We start from the raw sequence: 15,799 nt of genomic DNA on the forward strand, positions 1-15,799 counted from the left end.
TAAAGTATATGAAGGGAGTTTTTATGTTAGCAGAAATATTTGCTATAGTCATTTTTTTGGCTATGTTCGTACTAATCGTATGGGATAGATTTCCAAAGCATTATGTGACATTGGGCTGTGCTGCTCTTACCAGTATTTTTGTATTTGGTATTGGTATGAGAGACGCTCATGCATTCGTAAATACGTTAGCATTTAAGAACATTTTTAAAACTAGTTTTTGGTATTCAGCAGGAGAGGCTGCTGAGCAGACTTCAGGTATCAACTGGGCTACTATCATTTTCCTTTGGGGCATGATGGTAATGGTAGAAGGTATGGCTGCGGCAGGCTTCTTTGATTGGCTTTGTCTCAAGATTGCAAAGCTTGCAAATTTTGAGCCTAGAAAGATTTTCGTAGCATTCATGGTACTATCATCTGTACTTGCTATGTTTATTGATTCAATCACAGTTATTCTGTTCCTTGCAGCAGTTACAATCCGTTTGGCACGTACATTAAAGTTTAATCCAGTGCCAGTTATCATGGCGGAGATTTTCTGTGCAAACCTCGGTGGTAGTGCCACAATGTGCGGTGATCCACCAAACATTATTATCGGTACATCTCTTGGATATTCCTTTGCAGATTTCGTAATGAATACAGGAGCCCTTGCTGCAGTGTCCCTTGTGATTATCATCATCTATTTTTACTTTACAATGCGTAATCGTCTTCAGAATCCAGCGGACAAGGTAGACCCTAGCACAATCGATGTGGATATTAAGATTAATGATAAGAAGATGTTCTTCTGGAGCGTAGTTATTTTTGCCATAGCAGTAGGTCTTCTTATTACACATGCTATGACAGGTCTTACTGTTGCATTCATCGGTGTGTTTGTAGCTATCATCACACTTTGTGCAGGAAGAAAGAGATTCAAAGAGCTTATCACAAGAGTTGATTATGAGACTCTGTTTTTCTTCATCGGACTTTTTGTTGTAGTTGGTGGTCTCGAGGAGACAGGCGTACTTGTTACTATCGCAAATGTTATCGCAAAGATTTCAGGTGGTAATGCACACGTTATGATTGCCATCATACTTTGGGTAAGTGCAGTCGCATCAGCCTTCATTGATAACATTCCATTCTCAGCTACTATGATTCCTGTTATCAATGCTTTGGCACAGACTACAGGTGTAGATCTTTCGACAATGGCATGGACACTTGCTGTTGGTACAGATATCGGTGGAAGCATGACTCCTATCGGAGCTTCAGCTAACGTAGTTGGTATCTCTACTGCAGGTAAAGAAGGTTATCCTATCAGCTGGGCAACCTACTGCAAGGAGCTCGTACCAGGCACCATCATTGTAATTGTCGTATCAATGCTTAATATTTATTTAAGATACTTATAGAATTTATAAAGCCACCAGTAGCTATCAATCTCTAAGTGTTACTCAAGCGAAGCTTTCTTCAGCTGAGCGGAGTAATATCTTAGGCTTGAGAGCGTAACTGGGGGCTTTAATTTATTTAGTGAATCATATAAAATAAAATTAACAAAATACTGAAGGGGGTTAGTTTATGGGGCAGTTTATCATTTCAGTAGGTAGAGAGTACGGCAGTGGCGGACACTACATCGCTTCAATTTTGGCAGAGCGTTTCAATGTTCCTATGTATGATCGAAACATGTTGGATCAGTGGGCAGAGAAAAACGGCATTGATGCTGAAAATCTGTACAAGCATGAAGAGATGAAGCGTCAGGGTCTTCACCGTACTGTCAGAGGCCATTCTTCTTCTGTTCAGGATTCCATTGCACAGCTTCAGTTCAATTTCATAAGAGAGAAAGCAGCATCAGGAGAGAGCTTCGTGGTAGTTGGACGATGCGCAGAGAATGTTTTGCGTGACAATCCAGCATTGATTTCTATTTTTGTCAGAGGTGAGGAGGATGCCAAGGTTGAGCGTATCAGCCGCCTGTACAAGCTCAATAAGCTTGAGGCAAAGGCGAAGATGTTCCGTCACGACAAAAAGAGAAAGGCATATCACAACTATTACTCTAAGATGAAATGGGGCGATAGCAGAGGATATGATTTCTGCGTTAACAGTTCTTTGATGGGTGTAGAGGCTACTGCGGAGGGCCTGTATCACCTGATTTCAGAATACCTGAAAGAAAAAGAGAAGTAGTATTAGTTTTAGTAAGTTTTAGAAGGATTTTGGGGAATAATGTATAGTGTATTTTTGGTCGAGGATGAAATTGTGATCCGCGACGGGTTAAAGGCCAGCTTTCCATGGGAACAGTATGGTTTCGCTTATGTAGGAGATGCAGCTGATGGAGAGATGGCATTGCCACTTATCAGACAGACTAAGCCGGACGTTCTAATTACAGATATTAGAATGCCTTTTATGGATGGCATAGCCTTATCTAAAATGATTAAGAAGGAGTTACCTAATACAAGAATAATAATTATTAGTGGCTTCGATGATTTTTCTTATGCCCAGGAGGCAATAAGCATTGGTGTAGACAATTACCTGTTAAAGCCTATCACTAAGGATAAGCTGAAGGAGGTTATGGCAGATGCTAAGGCCAAGCTGGATAAAGAAAATGAGAAAGATAATTATCTAGAGCAATTCAAAGCAGAAAGTCAGGAGTACGAACAGTTCGCTAGAGTAAGATTCTTTAATCAGCTTGTAAGCGGCGCCATGTCTGTCTCAGAGGTTTATGAGAAATCTGAGGAGCTGGGGCTTTCTCTTGATGCCACAAACTATAATCTTGTGCTTCTTGATTTTTCACCTATGACAGAGGTGGCAGCAGCGCCTGTATATTCAAAATACATGGCTCGTCTTTCAGAGCAGCTGATGCAGTTTTTGAAGTGCTGTCCGGAATATATTGTGTTCCACTGGAACATGGATACCTATGCGATTATTGTAAAGGGAGATGTGGACACAATAGCAAGTCATACTACAACACTCATCGAAAACATACAGCGTCGATGTATGGTTTATGAGGATGAGATTAATTGGTATCTTGCTGAAAGTGGACCTATTACGAGATTCTCCGAATTCTCTAAAGCATGTCAGATTGCAAATAAGAGACTTAGCTGCCGATACATGAATCCATCAGGTCATATATTTACAGATTTAGATATTGAAACCATTAGAAACAATAATGAGGAAAGCGATACAGCAACCATCGACCAGCGACTGGTTATGTTGTTTTTGGAAAATGCAGAGGAATCCGAGATACAGGGATTCCTTGGAAATCTTATAAATAAGCAGACGAAGAATGCTATGAAGTCTGTTTTGTTTAGCAAGTATTTTGCTATGACTATGTACATGTGCGTATGCGATTATTTACGTAAGCTTTCGATGGACCCATCTACAGCCCTTGAAACAAATACCAGAGCTTCCATAGAAAATGTGGAGCCAGAGACTGTAATGGAATTGGTGGAGCGCATGTTTGCCATTGCCATTTCAAAACGTAAAAACGTAGTAGGCACACAGTCTAAATCACAGCTTTCTGCTGCTATTAAGTATGTGGATGAGCATTACGCAGATAGCAATCTTAGCTTAAATGAAGTGGCTAAGGAGGTTAATATTTCTCCAAGCTACCTGAGCGCAATGTTCTCAAGAGAGAATAAAACAACCTTCGTGGAATACATGACAGCAAAGCGTATGGAGCATGCCAAGAATATGCTTCTTACTACCGGAGAGAAATCTCAGGCAATTGCTGAGCAGGTGGGTTACAAGGATCCACATTATTTCAGTTACATCTTCAAAAAGACTTATGGCCTTAGCCCTAAGGAATTCAGAGCAAAGGGGCAGGGCGCATGAGAGTGAATACTGCATTTATGAAAAAGTCTACCACCAGCAACATGCTCAGAAGACTTATAGCAGTTACCCTTGTTCCCATGAGTATAGTTGTAGCCGTTCTCATAGGTGTTTTGTGTTGGTATTCCATTCAGTATAGGACTATTCTGCAGAATGTTACTTCTGCATCAGCCTTCAGTCAGAACTTCAAAAATGATGTTGATTTGAAGATGTTTTATTACGTAAGTGACAGTGCCTATTCTGAAGGAAAGCCTGTGGACGAGGTAGAACGCGCCAGAGAACTGGCAGATACCTTACTGTTACACACTACTCAGAAGAAAAGCATCGAGGCTATAGAATCAGTTCGTGATTTGTGTGTGACTCTGGAGCTTCGCATGGATGAAATCGATAATGCAGGTTCCTATGATGAGGGCATGACTCAGCTGGAAAATAATATTTATATTTTGACCGAGCTGATTCAGAGCTATATGTATGATTATCTGTATTATGAGTCTGCACATCTGAGCCAGCTGCAGAATGAAATCACTGAGCAGTTGCAGTATGTGATACTTGGTATTTTTGGTCTGTTTGTAGTTTTGATAGTGACAATTGCTGTGTATACCTCACATCTTACTGAGCAAATCAATTCACCTCTTACCAAGCTTACCAATCGTGTAAAGGATATTCAGAGGGGGGATTTTGAACAGCATATTCCTGTTGAAGCCACGGCGGTAGAGATTCAGACCTTGTCCGATGGTTTTGAGGAAATGGTTGGTCAGCTTAATTCTCTCATCCAGGAGAATAAAAAGGCTGAACGAAGAAAACGTCATGCGGAGTTAGAGCTTTTGCAGGCCCAGATTAATCCGCATTTCTTATACAACACATTGGATACTATTATCTGGCTGATAGAGGCAGATAAAAAACAGGATAGTATCGAAATGGTTAGTGCCCTGTCAGATTTCTTTAGATTCTGTCTTAGCAGGGGCAAGGATGTTATTACACTGGAGGAAGAGCAGAAGCACGTACTGAGTTATCTTTCCATCCAAAAAACAAGATATCAGGATCGTATGGACTATGATGTTAGTATTCCAGAAAGTCTTTATGGATATTCAATTCCAAAGTTGACATTACAGCCACTGGTTGAAAACAGTATTTACCATGGCATTAAGCTTCAGCGCGAAAAGGGAGTAATTAAAGTAAGCGCGGTAGACTTGGGAGATATTATCGAGCTTACTGTAAAGGATAACGGCGCAGGCATGAGTGAGGAGCGTCTTGCGGAATTGAGAAATGCCCTTGAAAATGGTGAGAAGATAGGCTTTGGTCTTAGAACTGTTCACCAGAGAATGCAGCTTTTATACGGAGACGAATATGGTCTTAAGATATCAAGCTCTGAGGGGGTAGGCACCACCATAACAGCGGTAATACCAAAGGTGGAGAGCAGTGAAAAGGGGATAATAAATGTTTAGGGTTAAGAAAAAAATAAGCGCCTTAATGGCGGTAATGCTGGCTATAAGTATAACGGCTTGTGGTTCTCAGTCAGCTTTTGGAGAATTTGATGAAGATAATGGAAATCTGATAGTGGTGGGATTTTCCCAGCCAGGAGCAGAATCAACCTGGCGTGTTGCTCTTACAGATTCTGTTAAAGAGAATTTTACTGAAGAAAGAGGCTATAAGCTTATTTACAAGGATGGCCGCTCGAAGCAGGATAATCAGATAAAGGATATTCGTACCTTTATCCAGCAGGGAGTGGATTACATAATTATTAGTCCTATAGTAGAGACTGGATGGGATACAGTTTTGTCCGAGGCAAAGGATGCAGGGATTCCAGTTATTATTTGCGATAGAAATGTTGTTGTAGAGAATGAATCCCTTTACACAGCTTTTGTGGGCTCAGATTTTACAGCCGAGGGAGAATGTGCAGTTTCGAATCTGGAAAAGTATATACAGGATGATGAGGATGGACAGATAAATATTGTTCATATCCAGGGAACTCTTGGTTCCTCAGCTCAGTTGGGAAGAACCAAGGCAATCGAAGAAGCAGTTAAGGAACATAGCAATTGGAATATTGTGGCTCAGGATTGTGGAGAATTTACAAAGGCTAAGGGTAGAGAAATAATGGCTCAGGCTATAGAGGAGCTTGGTGCTGAAAACATTGATGTTGCTTACTGTGAAAATGATGAGGAAGCCTATGGTGCCATTCAGGCAATGAATGAGGCTGGCGTTAAATATGGAAATAAAGAAGGAATAAAAATAGTATCCTTTGATGCCATGAACTCGGCAATGGTACTATGTATGAACGGACACATCAGTGTGGAGGTGGAATGCAATCCCCTTCAGGGCCCTTACATCTATAATCTTATAAGTCGCCTTGAAAAAGGAAATGCAGTTCCAAAAATCACATACGTTCATGAGGAATGTTTTACAGCTGACAACCTCGCACCTGAAATAATAGAAAAAAGAAGATTCTAATTATATTTTAATGATAAGGAATGGTAATGCCTGTTGCGTTGCCATTCTTTTTTATTTCGATAAATTTTTTTGCGGCCTCTTTGCCAAGTGGCTTGTTCAGTTCAAGCTGATTCGTCTTAACAGGGAAGAGCCACTCTGTGCCAATTCTTTCATCATCTAGATAAATAACCTCTGCCTCCTCGCAGGCATGCTTAAGAAATTTATTGATGAAGGTGACATTTCTGGTGTTGATTCCCTGTGGGTCCACAGAGTTGCACCATAGGAAGCAGGAATCACATATGGCAAGGCCTGCATCCCTTATGGCATCCACATAACCCGAAAAGGCTGCTATGGATGCAACGCTGTCGTGGATAAATATTCCACCAAGTTTTTTTCTTCCAGAATTGATAAAGCGTCTTGCCATTTGATAGCCTCGGCCGTAGTTGTCGGAAGCTACTACAGTGGCGTTGTACACACCAGTCGGTGCTGCTTCTAAAAAGATAATAGGAAGCTGACGTTTCAGTAAAAGATGAATCAAATCTGAGTTGGTGGATGGCAACGCAGAAAGGGCAGGGGCGATGATAAGACCACTGTATATATCTGTCAGCATTGTTGATAAATACTCTCGCTCGAGAGAGTACTGTTGAAGAGTCTCGTGACCTTCTATTGCATAGCCTTCCTTCAATAAAGTGGAGGTAAGATCATCAAGAATAGACTGAGCCTGTGCAGATTTCATTTCTGGCATGAGAATCATGACAGTCTTCTTTTTAGAAGAATCACTTTTGGAAATGACTGTGTTTCCGCTTCCCCAACGTTTGCTGATAATACCATCATTTACCAATAGCTCCAAAGCCTGTCTTACAGTAGAACGACTGACCTTATATTTCTCAGCAAGCTCTACTTCGGTAGGTAATTTTGAATCCAGTGGATAAATATCTGATAAAATATCCTCATTTATTTTTTCTTTAAGAACTATATATTTTGGAACCATAAAAAATTATTCCCCTTTATTCAAAGAGTTTCCACGAGTCTACATAAGATTCTAGCATAATCAGGATAAAATTGGTATGAAATTTGTAGGAATTGAAAACATACCAATCATAAAAATATCTTATATCGATTAAAAAATATTCAACACTTTTTGGAAAGAATCCCGTTAAACGTAAAATTGGTATGTAAAAAACTCAAAAATGCAAAATTGGTATTATCTCAAAAATAGAAACCCTTCTTTTTGATTCTATTTCATTGTTGTAAAAAATTCATAATGCTAAATTAGTATCAGAAAAACAAAGGGGCCAGGAAAAAGGTTGCCTGGCAGGAGAAGGAAGGAGATAACCTTATGAAAAAAAGAATAGTAGCAGGAATGCTCACAGCACTTATGGCTGCATCAATGGTAGCTTGTGGAAGCTCAGATACAGCAGCAGACACATCAGCAGATACAGCTGCTGAGACAACAGAGGAAGCTGGCGATACAGCAGAAGACAGCGGGGAAAAGATTACTGTTGGTTTCGCACAGGTTGGACACGAGTCAGATTGGAGAACAGCTTCTACAAATTCAGTTCAAGATGCTTTCTCAGAGGCTAATGGATATGATTTACAGTTCGTTGACTGCGATAACGATTCAGCTAAGCAGATTGAGGCAGTTAGACAGTTCATCCAGAACGACGTTGATTACATCGTAATCGATCCTATCGTTTCAACAGGTTGGGACACAGTTCTTACAGAGTGTGAGGATGCTGGTATTCCTGTAATTGTAATCGATAGAACAATCGAAGATTCAGATAAGTATGTTTCATGGGTAGGTTCAGAGTTCATGAACGAAGGTCTTGCATCAGGTGCTTGGTTAAAGGCATATGCAGAGGCTAAGGGTATTACAGACCTTAACATCCTTGTTATCGAGGGTTCTAATGGTTCTTCAGCTCAGATCGGACGTACAGATGGTTTCAAGAAGTACGCAGATGCTGAGGGATGGACAATCCTTGATTCTCAGGATGGTGACTTCACACAGGACGGTGGACAGCAGGTTATGGAGTCTTACTGTAAGTCTTATGCAGGTAAGTTCAACGTAGTTGTTTGCCAGAACGATAACGAAGCTTTCGGTGCTATGGATGCTATGAAGGCAGCTGGTGTTTCTTACGGTGTTGATAAGGACGTAATCCTTATTTCTTTCGATGCTTGCAAGGCTGGTCTTGAGTATGTACAGTCTGGTGATATCAACGCAGACTTCATGTGCTACCCACTTCAGGGTTCTTACTGTGCAGACATCGTTAAGGCTCTTAAGAACGGTGAGACAGTTGCAAAGCAGACATTCATGACAGAGCCATGGTATGTTGCAGAAGACATTCTTAAGTCAATCACATACACAAACAACGCTGGTGACGAGGTAACAGAGGACCTTATCCAGGTAACAGATGCAGCTTCACAGGCTTCATACTAAAATTTAGATTTTGTTATGGGGGAAGGACCATCGCCTTCCCCTTATTTTTAAAGAAAGTGGAGAAAGATTATGGATGAAAATTTACTGATTACAATGCGCGACATATCCAAATCCTTTCCAGGCGTAAAAGCATTAGATCATGCACAGTTTACTCTTAGAAAGGGTGAGATACATGCGCTAATGGGAGAAAACGGTGCTGGTAAGTCTACACTCATCAAGGTGTTGACTGGCGTTTATTCTCTCGATGCAGGCGAGATACATGTGGCTGGAGTTGAGGGTCCTGTAATTAATCACTCAACATTGGAAGCACAGGAAAAGGGAATTGCCACAGTTTACCAGGAGGTAAACCTTTGCCCTAACTTGACAGTAGCAGAAAACTTATTTATTGGCCGTGAGCCAAAAACAAAAATAGGAACCATCGACTGGCGCGCAATGAACAAGCGTGCAAAGGAAATTATGGATGGTCTTGATTTAAATATTGATGTAACTATTGCACTTGAAAATTATTCTCTTGCAATTCAGCAGATGATAGCAATTGCAAGAGCTGTAGATATGGATTGTAAGGTTCTTATTCTTGATGAGCCAACATCATCACTTGATGATAACGAGGTTGAAAAGCTCTTCAAGGTTATGAAGGATCTTAAAACAAAGGGAGTTGGAATAATATTCGTTACACATTTCCTTGAGCAGGTATACGCAGTGTGCGATACAATCACTGTTCTTAGAAATGGAGAGTTTGCAGGAGAGTACTCAGTGGAAGAGATGCCACGTGTCAAACTTGTTGCGGCAATGTTAGGAAAAGACTTCGATGACCTGGCAGCAATTAAGAAAGAAGGAGCAGGAAATGTTTCTGAAGATGTTGTTGTTGATGCAAAGAATCTAAGTCATAAAGGAACTATTAAACCATTTGATTTCCAGATTAAAAAGGGCGAAGTTGTTGGTGTTACCGGTCTTCTTGGCTCTGGTCGTTCGGAGATGGTTCGCTGCATTTATGGTGCAGATAAAGCTCAGACAGGCACTTTAAAAGTAAATGGTAAAGAGATAAATATTAAGGAGCCACTTGATGCAATAAAGGCTGGAATGGGATACCTTCCAGATGATAGAAAAGCGGATGGTTGTATCGGTGATCTTTCAGTTAGGGAGAATATTATCCTTGCCCTTCAGGCTAGAAATGGAATGTTCAAAAAAATTCCAATGTCAAAGCAAATTGAAATAGCTGATAAGTTTATCGACATGCTTCAGATAAAGACAGCATCCAGAGAAACTCCTATCAGCCAGCTTTCTGGTGGTAATCAACAGAAAGTAATCTTGGCAAGATGGTTATGCACACATCCAGATTTCTTAATCTTAGATGAGCCAACAAGAGGTATCGATATCGGTACAAAGACAGAATTCCAAAAGCTTGCATTAAAGTTTGCTGAGGAAGAGGGAATGAGTATCGTATTCATCTCATCAGAAATTGAAGAGATGCTTCGTACCTGTTCTAGAATGTATGTAATGCGTGATGGCGCTCAGGTTGGAGAAATTTCTGGAGACATGACTCAGGAATCAGTCATGGCAGCTATCGCAGGAGGTGGAGAATAATGGAGAATTTTAGAAAGCTTACAAAAAAGCCACTGTTCTTGCCAATTTTCTGTATGATATTGGTACTGTTGATAAACTTGATTAAGTCACCTGATTTTTTTGCAATCAGTATCAACAACGGTGTTTTATTTGGTAGATTAATTGATATTTTAAATCGTGGATCAGAAATCGCGATTCTTGCAGTAGGTCAGACATTAGTAGTTGCTGTATCAGCTGGTACAGATATTTCAGTTGGTTCAGTAATGTCACTTTCAGCTTGTAGTTGCTGTATGTTACTTGCAGGTTATGGTAACAACTCAGTTTCAACACTTGCAGTTCCAATGCTTGTAGGTATGCTTTTTGGTGTACTTATGGGTGGTGTCAGCGGTGCAATGAATGGTGCACTTGTTGCAAAGCTTAAGATTCAGCCAATGGTTGCTACTTTGATTTTATTCACAGCAGCGCGTGCTATCGGACTTCTTCTTTGCAACAATCAGATTACGTATATACGATATGAGCCATACAAATATCTGGGCAACTTTATACCGGGATGTCCAATTCCTACCCCAGTATTTGTGGCTGCAATTGTTATCGCAATTGTTGCAGTTCTTCTAAAGAAGACAGCTCTTGGTCTTTATATCCAGTCTGTTGGTATCAACGGAAGAGCAGCTAGAATTTCAGGAATTAATTCAGATGTAATCTGCTTTATCTGCTATGTAGTTTGCGGCGTTTGTGCTGGTATCGCAGGTATCGTTGCTTCATCAAGAATCTATTCTGCAGATTCAAACAACATTGGTCTTAACTACGAGCTTGATGCTATCCTTGCAGTTGCTCTTGGTGGTAACTCACTTGGTGGTGGTAAGTTTAATCTTGCAGGCTCAATCATCGGTGCTTACACAATTCAGGCTATCACAACAACACTTCTTGCTATGGGTGTTTCAACTGATAAGGCACCAGTATTTAAGGCAATCATCGTTATTATTATTGTAGTTGTGCAGGCTCCAGCATTTAAGGCTTACATGGCTGCCAGAAAGGCTCAGAAAGCTTCAAGAGCTCAGCAGCCAGTAGTAAAGGAGGCAGCATAATGAAGACAAAAAAGAAATTAGATTCAAATACAGTACTTATTTTTATTACAATTGCATTATTCGTTTTCATGTATGCAGTTGGTTGTGTAATTTATGCTGATAAGGGATTCGGAAATCTTCAGACTTTTCTTAATGTACTTATCAACAACGCAGGTCTTATCTGCGTAACCTGTGGTATGACTTGTGTAATGCTTACAGGTGGTATTGATATTTCAGTTGGTTCAGTAATTGCTATGGACTGTATGCTTCTTGTATTTGGTATGACAGAGTGGCATATGGGTGCAGTTCCAATGGTAATACTTGTTCTTGTTATTGGTTTGGTATTTGGTGCAGTTCAGGGCTTCCTTGTAGGATATCTTGAGATTCAGCCATTCATCGTAACAATGGCAGGTATGTTCTTCGCAAGAGGTATGACAGCAGTTATCTGTTCAGGTCAGATTTCAATCACAGAGGCAGACAACCCATTATTCTATGCTTGGGCTAACTCAAAGATTAATCTTCCAGAGTTCCTTGGAAAAGCAAACAAGCATGGAAAGATTGTTGCTCCTTACATCAGACCAACAGTACTTATTGCTTTAATCGTACTTGTACTTATCTTCTTAATGCTCAAGTACACAAAGTTTGGACGTAACCTTTACGCAGTAGGTGGCAACCAGACATCAGCTACTATGATGGGTCTTAATGTTAAGAAGACAAGAATGCTTTCACATATCCTTTCTTCATTCCTTTGCTCAATTGGTGGTATTCTTTACTGCTTGAACACAATGTCAGGTTCAGTTAACCAGGCAAAGGGACTTGAGATGGATGCAATTGCATCAGCAGTTATTGGTGGTACACTTCTTACAGGTGGTGTAGGTAACGTTATTGGTTCACTCTTTGGTGTTCTTATCAACGGTACAATTACAGTACTTGTTAATACAAACGGAAAGCTTCTTTCAAGCTGGGCTAACATTGCAACAGCAGCTCTCCTTTGTGTATTCATCATTTTGCAGTCAATCTTTGCACTTGTTAAGGCACAGAGAAATAAATAAGCTGATCTTTTTCATATTCATATTTTCATAATTCAAATCCACGGGAGGGCGGACCAATATCAAGTATTGGCCCGCTTTTTCGCATTTTTATTGCACATTATATTGCATATTGTTGAAAAAAATAATATACTAATGAACTGTAAAACCTTGTTGTTTTGCTGCAGGGATCCTTAACCCTGCAAAATTTTTTTGATTCCATCGTAAATGCTCCGCGATGTAAAACAAGGGGGCATTTTTTTTGTTTTCTTTTATGTTTTATATGAATCAAAAATTGAAAGAATAGGAGCACAACCTTTTGTGAACACTCCTATTTTTTTCTATAGAAATTGATAATCTGTGTAAGATATGAAATAATTGGAAAAGAGTCTAAAAATGGAGAATGTCATAATGAAAAAATATAAAAAGGGATTAACAAATGCGCTACTACAATTTATATGGGCGGTGGTTGGATATATATATCTTACAGTGTATGAATACGACATCTTTATTGCTGTTGTTTTGCTGATTACATTTACAATTTTTGCATGGAACAACCATGATTTTGTAAATACCAGCTTGTTCTTTAAGATTAACAGTCTTGTGTTTGTAATATTTATGGCTGCAGTTACATTATTACATTTGGCAGCTCATTTTAATTTGATTCCTAATATGTGGTGGATACCTTATACCTTCGCAGTAAGTATCGTGTACACCTTTGCAGAGCTTATAGATTTTAGCGGCATGGAATTATAAAGATTTTGAAGGAGATAGGTGGACATGAATTTACTTAATTCTATAGGTTATTATGTATTAATAATCTCGGTGTTATTAGGAGCAGGGCTTGGATTTTTAGGGAAGCTTTATGAGAAAAATCATCCTGAAACAAAGGAAAAGGAACAGGTAGAAGAATAATTGTGAGGGTTAAAAATGCTTATAAGTGAATTTCAAACAACAGCGATTGCCTTATGTCTTGCGGTGATTTGGGTTGTCGTTAAGCTTGTTTTGGATAATATGGAGAAATAATATTTTTAGTATTGAGGAGAATATACTATGGGATTTCTAAATAAACAAAAGCTTAATGAGAGACAGATTTCAATATTAAAAAATGCAAATCTACCTACAGAATGGAAGGATCTTAACTCTGCAGGCCGTATTGGTATAACAGCTATAGAGGAGATGCTTCAATATCTGGATAAAAAATATGGGAAGACCTTTTGCTATAACGGATATGTTCCAGAGAATAAGGTTTTTCTAGATAATGGATGCCTTTATGCTTATGCAGAGGGAGATGATCCAGACATTGATACATTCACTGTGGAGCGAGATGGGAAAGGTTTTAAGGATGGCTATCAGTGGGTACTCAAGGCACCTGGTGTGCAGCAGGAGATGGAAGAGAGGCTGGAGCCACTTCTTCAGGGACAGGCACACAAGATGTTTACAGAGCTGTTAGGTGTGGATGCAGATGGCAATGTAAAAGCTTTTAGTGTAAATATTTATATAGAGAATACGGATAAGGCATACATTGAAAAAACAATGGACAGCATAATCGATGAGATTTATGAGGATGCCAGAGTTTACGATGTTAATTTCTATTGTTTTGACAAGCCAGTTACAAGAGATATGAATGCTAAAAATATAAGAGACTGTTACAAGTATGAGGACATAGTTTTACGTTATGCTAGTTGTACTGCTGACAGGAAAAATGAGACCTGCAGGTGGGTGTGCTTATGACAGATGAAAAACTGGCTTTGCTAGAACTGATTACTTATATTGACAGCAATGTTATGGAAGCAGCCGATATAAATGTAGCGTTATTGCCAATTCTGGTGAAGAGGCATACGGAAGAGTTGGATTGATATATGCTCTTCATTATTCTGTTCATGGTGATGTGACTACATATTATACAGTTACCTTCAATGAGATTATGGATTCAGAAGATGAGTTGACTGACAGCGATATTTATCCATTTAATACATACCTGGAATGTAGCATCGGTAACAGACTTTATGAAGGTGCGGAGAGTATTGAGGACATAAAAAACAGTCAGTGTGAGATAGTAGGTACCACAAACTTTGTGGTAGATGAGTCTAGTTCACTATAATTACATAAAAATGTGGCAAAATAGGGTCACGGAGGCAGTTCTATGGCGAAGAAAAAATTTAGTAACAGTCTAAATAGTCAAATGCTTCGTATGACCCTGATACCACTTACATTGATGGCAATCATCATTATTTCAGTAAGTGTCAGCGGTCTTTATCAGCTTGTTGCTAATAAGACTAAAGAGGAGCTTATCCGTGATGCACAACTGGCACAGTATGTATTAAAAGAAGTTTATGTGGGTGATTATTGGGCTGAGGATGCCGATGATGATGGAATCCCTGAAATGTATAAGGGTGAGCAGCGTATCAACGGTGAGGACACCATGGTTGATGATTTGGCCAAGATGCTTGAGATAGATATATCTGTTTTTTATGATGATGTTCGCTTGATTACTACACTTAAAGATTCAGATGGGAACAGAGCTATTGGTACCAGTGCATCCGTAATTGTAAAGAAGGAAGTTTTGGAGGAAGGTGCCAGCAAATTTTATAGCAATGTTCTCGTATACGATAGAAAAAGCTACGCCTATTATATGCCGCTGTTTTCTGAGACAGGAGACATTAACGGAATGATTGCTGTTAGTCGTTCTCAGGAATCAGTTAAGCAGGAGCTTCTACAATATATCTTTCCTATTTGTGTGACCTGTGGCTTGACTGCATTTTTGATGGGTTACATAATGATCTACTTCAATAGAAAGCTTGCAGGCAGAATCAGGAAGATGGACAAGTATATGAACACCTTGGCAGATGGCAACTTCGATGTGGATATGCCAAGAGAGCTTATGCTTGAGGATGATGAGATTAAGCATCTTGCCAACGATGGAAAACGAATGGCTAAAGCTATACAGACGCTTGTTGAGTTTGATGCTTTGACAGGATTAAACAACAGACGTTATGCTGATAAGAAGCTGGAGGAAATTAGAGTTCGTTCAGTAGAATCAGGTATACGATATTGTGTATGTATATCAGATATTGATTTCTTTAAAAAGGTTAATGATACCTTCGGCCATGAGATGGGTGATTATGTTCTTAGGAAGGTCGCTGGAAAGTTAAAGGCTGGAATGGTTGGGAAAGGTATAGCGGCCCGTTGGGGTGGCGAGGAATTCCTTCTTATATTTGAAAATAGAGAGCTGGACATAGCTCGACGCGAGCTTGAGATTATTATGGACGAGGTTCGCACCATTTGGGTACCAGATTCAGACCGTCAGATTACCATGAGTTTTGGTCTTACAGCCTTGGAACCAGGCGAGACAGTGGATGAAGCTCTTAGCCGCGCCGATGGCAATCTTTACGAAGCCAAGGAAGGCGGCCGTGACCAAATCGTATGTAAATAAGAAAAAGCCAATACTCATAGTCTAGGCAAGCGCGAGTATGGAGGGTGCCCTGCGGGAGCAT

At 39.8% G+C, this 15,799-nt stretch carries 16 protein-coding genes; 15 read left to right on the forward strand and 1 reads right to left on the reverse strand.

What is annotated here, in order from left to right; all coding sequences use genetic code 11:
• Positions 1 to 23 precede the first annotated feature (23 nt).
• The 5 genes from BLP54_RS09615 to BLP54_RS09635 all read left to right on the forward strand — a co-directional run bounded on the left by BLP54_RS09615 (position 24) and on the right by BLP54_RS09635 (position 6,231).
• Complete coding sequence (locus tag BLP54_RS09615; protein WP_090169185.1) at positions 24 to 1,373, forward strand: ArsB/NhaD family transporter; 1,350 nt, start codon at positions 24 to 26, stop codon at positions 1,371 to 1,373.
• Positions 1,374 to 1,539: 166 nt separating this feature from the next.
• The gene (locus BLP54_RS09620; RefSeq protein WP_090169186.1) at positions 1,540 to 2,139 is read left to right on the forward strand and encodes a cytidylate kinase-like family protein; all 600 of its coding nucleotides are present in this window, start codon (positions 1,540 to 1,542) and stop codon (positions 2,137 to 2,139) included.
• Positions 2,140 to 2,178: 39 nt separating this feature from the next.
• Entirely contained in the window at positions 2,179 to 3,786 is a 1,608-nt protein-coding gene (locus BLP54_RS09625) for a response regulator transcription factor (RefSeq protein WP_090169188.1), read from the forward strand.
• Positions 3,783 to 5,228, forward strand: coding sequence for a sensor histidine kinase (locus tag BLP54_RS09630; RefSeq protein WP_090169189.1), 1,446 nt, complete (start codon positions 3,783 to 3,785; stop codon positions 5,226 to 5,228). Before BLP54_RS09625 ends, BLP54_RS09630 begins: the two co-directional genes overlap by 4 nt.
• Positions 5,221 to 6,231, forward strand: a complete 1,011-nt coding sequence (locus tag BLP54_RS09635) for an ABC transporter substrate-binding protein (RefSeq protein WP_090169191.1) — start codon at positions 5,221 to 5,223, stop codon at positions 6,229 to 6,231. Before BLP54_RS09630 ends, BLP54_RS09635 begins: the two co-directional genes overlap by 8 nt.
• 7 nt (positions 6,232 to 6,238) lie before the next feature.
• Here the strand turns inward: BLP54_RS09635 and BLP54_RS09640 are convergent, their stop codons facing one another.
• A complete protein-coding gene (locus tag BLP54_RS09640; protein WP_090169193.1) occupies positions 6,239 to 7,201 on the reverse strand; it encodes a GntR family transcriptional regulator in 963 nt (320 codons plus the stop codon).
• A 348-nt stretch (positions 7,202 to 7,549) separates the two neighbouring features.
• Between BLP54_RS09640 and BLP54_RS09645 the strand changes: the two genes are divergently transcribed.
• From BLP54_RS09645 to BLP54_RS09680, 10 genes are all read left to right on the forward strand, one after another.
• Positions 7,550 to 8,647, forward strand: coding sequence for an ABC transporter substrate-binding protein (locus BLP54_RS09645; protein ID WP_090169195.1), 1,098 nt, complete (start codon positions 7,550 to 7,552; stop codon positions 8,645 to 8,647).
• 69 nt (positions 8,648 to 8,716) lie between these two features.
• On the forward strand, positions 8,717 to 10,231 hold the full coding sequence (locus BLP54_RS09650) for a sugar ABC transporter ATP-binding protein (RefSeq protein WP_090169197.1): 1,515 nt from the start codon (positions 8,717 to 8,719) through the stop codon (positions 10,229 to 10,231).
• Positions 10,231 to 11,295 carry an ABC transporter permease gene (locus tag BLP54_RS09655; RefSeq protein WP_090169199.1) on the forward strand — a complete coding sequence of 355 codons (1,065 nt, stop codon included), beginning with the start codon at positions 10,231 to 10,233 and terminating at the stop codon, positions 11,293 to 11,295. The genes BLP54_RS09650 and BLP54_RS09655 overlap by 1 nt, the downstream gene beginning before the upstream one ends.
• Positions 11,295 to 12,326, forward strand: coding sequence for an ABC transporter permease subunit (locus BLP54_RS09660; protein ID WP_072914978.1), 1,032 nt, complete (start codon positions 11,295 to 11,297; stop codon positions 12,324 to 12,326). The genes BLP54_RS09655 and BLP54_RS09660 overlap by 1 nt, the downstream gene beginning before the upstream one ends.
• Before the next feature lie 387 nt (positions 12,327 to 12,713).
• A complete protein-coding gene (locus BLP54_RS09665; protein ID WP_090169201.1) occupies positions 12,714 to 13,058 on the forward strand; it encodes a hypothetical protein in 345 nt (114 codons plus the stop codon).
• Positions 13,059 to 13,082: 24 nt separating this feature from the next.
• Positions 13,083 to 13,217, forward strand: coding sequence for a hypothetical protein (locus tag BLP54_RS16240; protein ID WP_255405335.1), 135 nt, complete (start codon positions 13,083 to 13,085; stop codon positions 13,215 to 13,217).
• 138 nt (positions 13,218 to 13,355) lie between these two features.
• Positions 13,356 to 14,036: a hypothetical protein gene (locus BLP54_RS09670; RefSeq protein ID WP_090169204.1), complete on the forward strand. Its 681-nt coding sequence runs from the start codon at positions 13,356 to 13,358 to the stop codon at positions 14,034 to 14,036.
• Positions 14,033 to 14,161, forward strand: coding sequence for a hypothetical protein (locus BLP54_RS16245; RefSeq protein ID WP_278335360.1), 129 nt, complete (start codon positions 14,033 to 14,035; stop codon positions 14,159 to 14,161). Before BLP54_RS09670 ends, BLP54_RS16245 begins: the two co-directional genes overlap by 4 nt.
• Positions 14,158 to 14,406, forward strand: coding sequence for a hypothetical protein (locus BLP54_RS09675; protein ID WP_090169206.1), 249 nt, complete (start codon positions 14,158 to 14,160; stop codon positions 14,404 to 14,406). Before BLP54_RS16245 ends, BLP54_RS09675 begins: the two co-directional genes overlap by 4 nt.
• A gap of 42 nt (positions 14,407 to 14,448) precedes the next feature.
• Positions 14,449 to 15,738, forward strand: a complete 1,290-nt coding sequence (locus BLP54_RS09680; RefSeq protein ID WP_090169208.1) for a diguanylate cyclase — start codon at positions 14,449 to 14,451, stop codon at positions 15,736 to 15,738.
• The last annotated feature ends 61 nt before the right edge of the window (positions 15,739 to 15,799 follow it).

It is taken from the genome of Pseudobutyrivibrio sp. 49 (assembly GCF_900100545.1).
Classification (GTDB): domain Bacteria; phylum Bacillota; class Clostridia; order Lachnospirales; family Lachnospiraceae; genus Pseudobutyrivibrio.

Excerpts from the sequence above, each read along its gene's own strand:
- BLP54_RS09615 (WP_090169185.1), top strand. The coding sequence starts at position 24 with ATGTTAGCAGAAATATTTGCTATAGTCATTTTTTTGGCTATGTTCGTA.
- BLP54_RS09620 (WP_090169186.1), top strand. The coding sequence starts at position 1,540 with ATGGGGCAGTTTATCATTTCAGTAGGTAGAGAGTACGGCAGTGGCGGA.
- BLP54_RS09625 (WP_090169188.1), top strand. The coding sequence starts at position 2,179 with ATGTATAGTGTATTTTTGGTCGAGGATGAAATTGTGATCCGCGACGGG.
- BLP54_RS09630 (WP_090169189.1), top strand. The coding sequence starts at position 3,783 with ATGAGAGTGAATACTGCATTTATGAAAAAGTCTACCACCAGCAACATG.
- BLP54_RS09635 (WP_090169191.1), top strand. The coding sequence starts at position 5,221 with ATGTTTAGGGTTAAGAAAAAAATAAGCGCCTTAATGGCGGTAATGCTG.
- BLP54_RS09640 (WP_090169193.1), bottom strand. The coding sequence starts at position 7,201 with ATGGTTCCAAAATATATAGTTCTTAAAGAAAAAATAAATGAGGATATT.
- BLP54_RS09645 (WP_090169195.1), top strand. The coding sequence starts at position 7,550 with ATGAAAAAAAGAATAGTAGCAGGAATGCTCACAGCACTTATGGCTGCA.
- BLP54_RS09650 (WP_090169197.1), top strand. The coding sequence starts at position 8,717 with ATGGATGAAAATTTACTGATTACAATGCGCGACATATCCAAATCCTTT.
- BLP54_RS09655 (WP_090169199.1), top strand. The coding sequence starts at position 10,231 with ATGGAGAATTTTAGAAAGCTTACAAAAAAGCCACTGTTCTTGCCAATT.
- BLP54_RS09660 (WP_072914978.1), top strand. The coding sequence starts at position 11,295 with ATGAAGACAAAAAAGAAATTAGATTCAAATACAGTACTTATTTTTATT.
- BLP54_RS09665 (WP_090169201.1), top strand. The coding sequence starts at position 12,714 with ATGAAAAAATATAAAAAGGGATTAACAAATGCGCTACTACAATTTATA.
- BLP54_RS16240 (WP_255405335.1), top strand. The coding sequence starts at position 13,083 with ATGAATTTACTTAATTCTATAGGTTATTATGTATTAATAATCTCGGTG.
- BLP54_RS09670 (WP_090169204.1), top strand. The coding sequence starts at position 13,356 with ATGGGATTTCTAAATAAACAAAAGCTTAATGAGAGACAGATTTCAATA.
- BLP54_RS16245 (WP_278335360.1), top strand. The coding sequence starts at position 14,033 with ATGACAGATGAAAAACTGGCTTTGCTAGAACTGATTACTTATATTGAC.
- BLP54_RS09680 (WP_090169208.1), top strand. The coding sequence starts at position 14,449 with ATGGCGAAGAAAAAATTTAGTAACAGTCTAAATAGTCAAATGCTTCGT.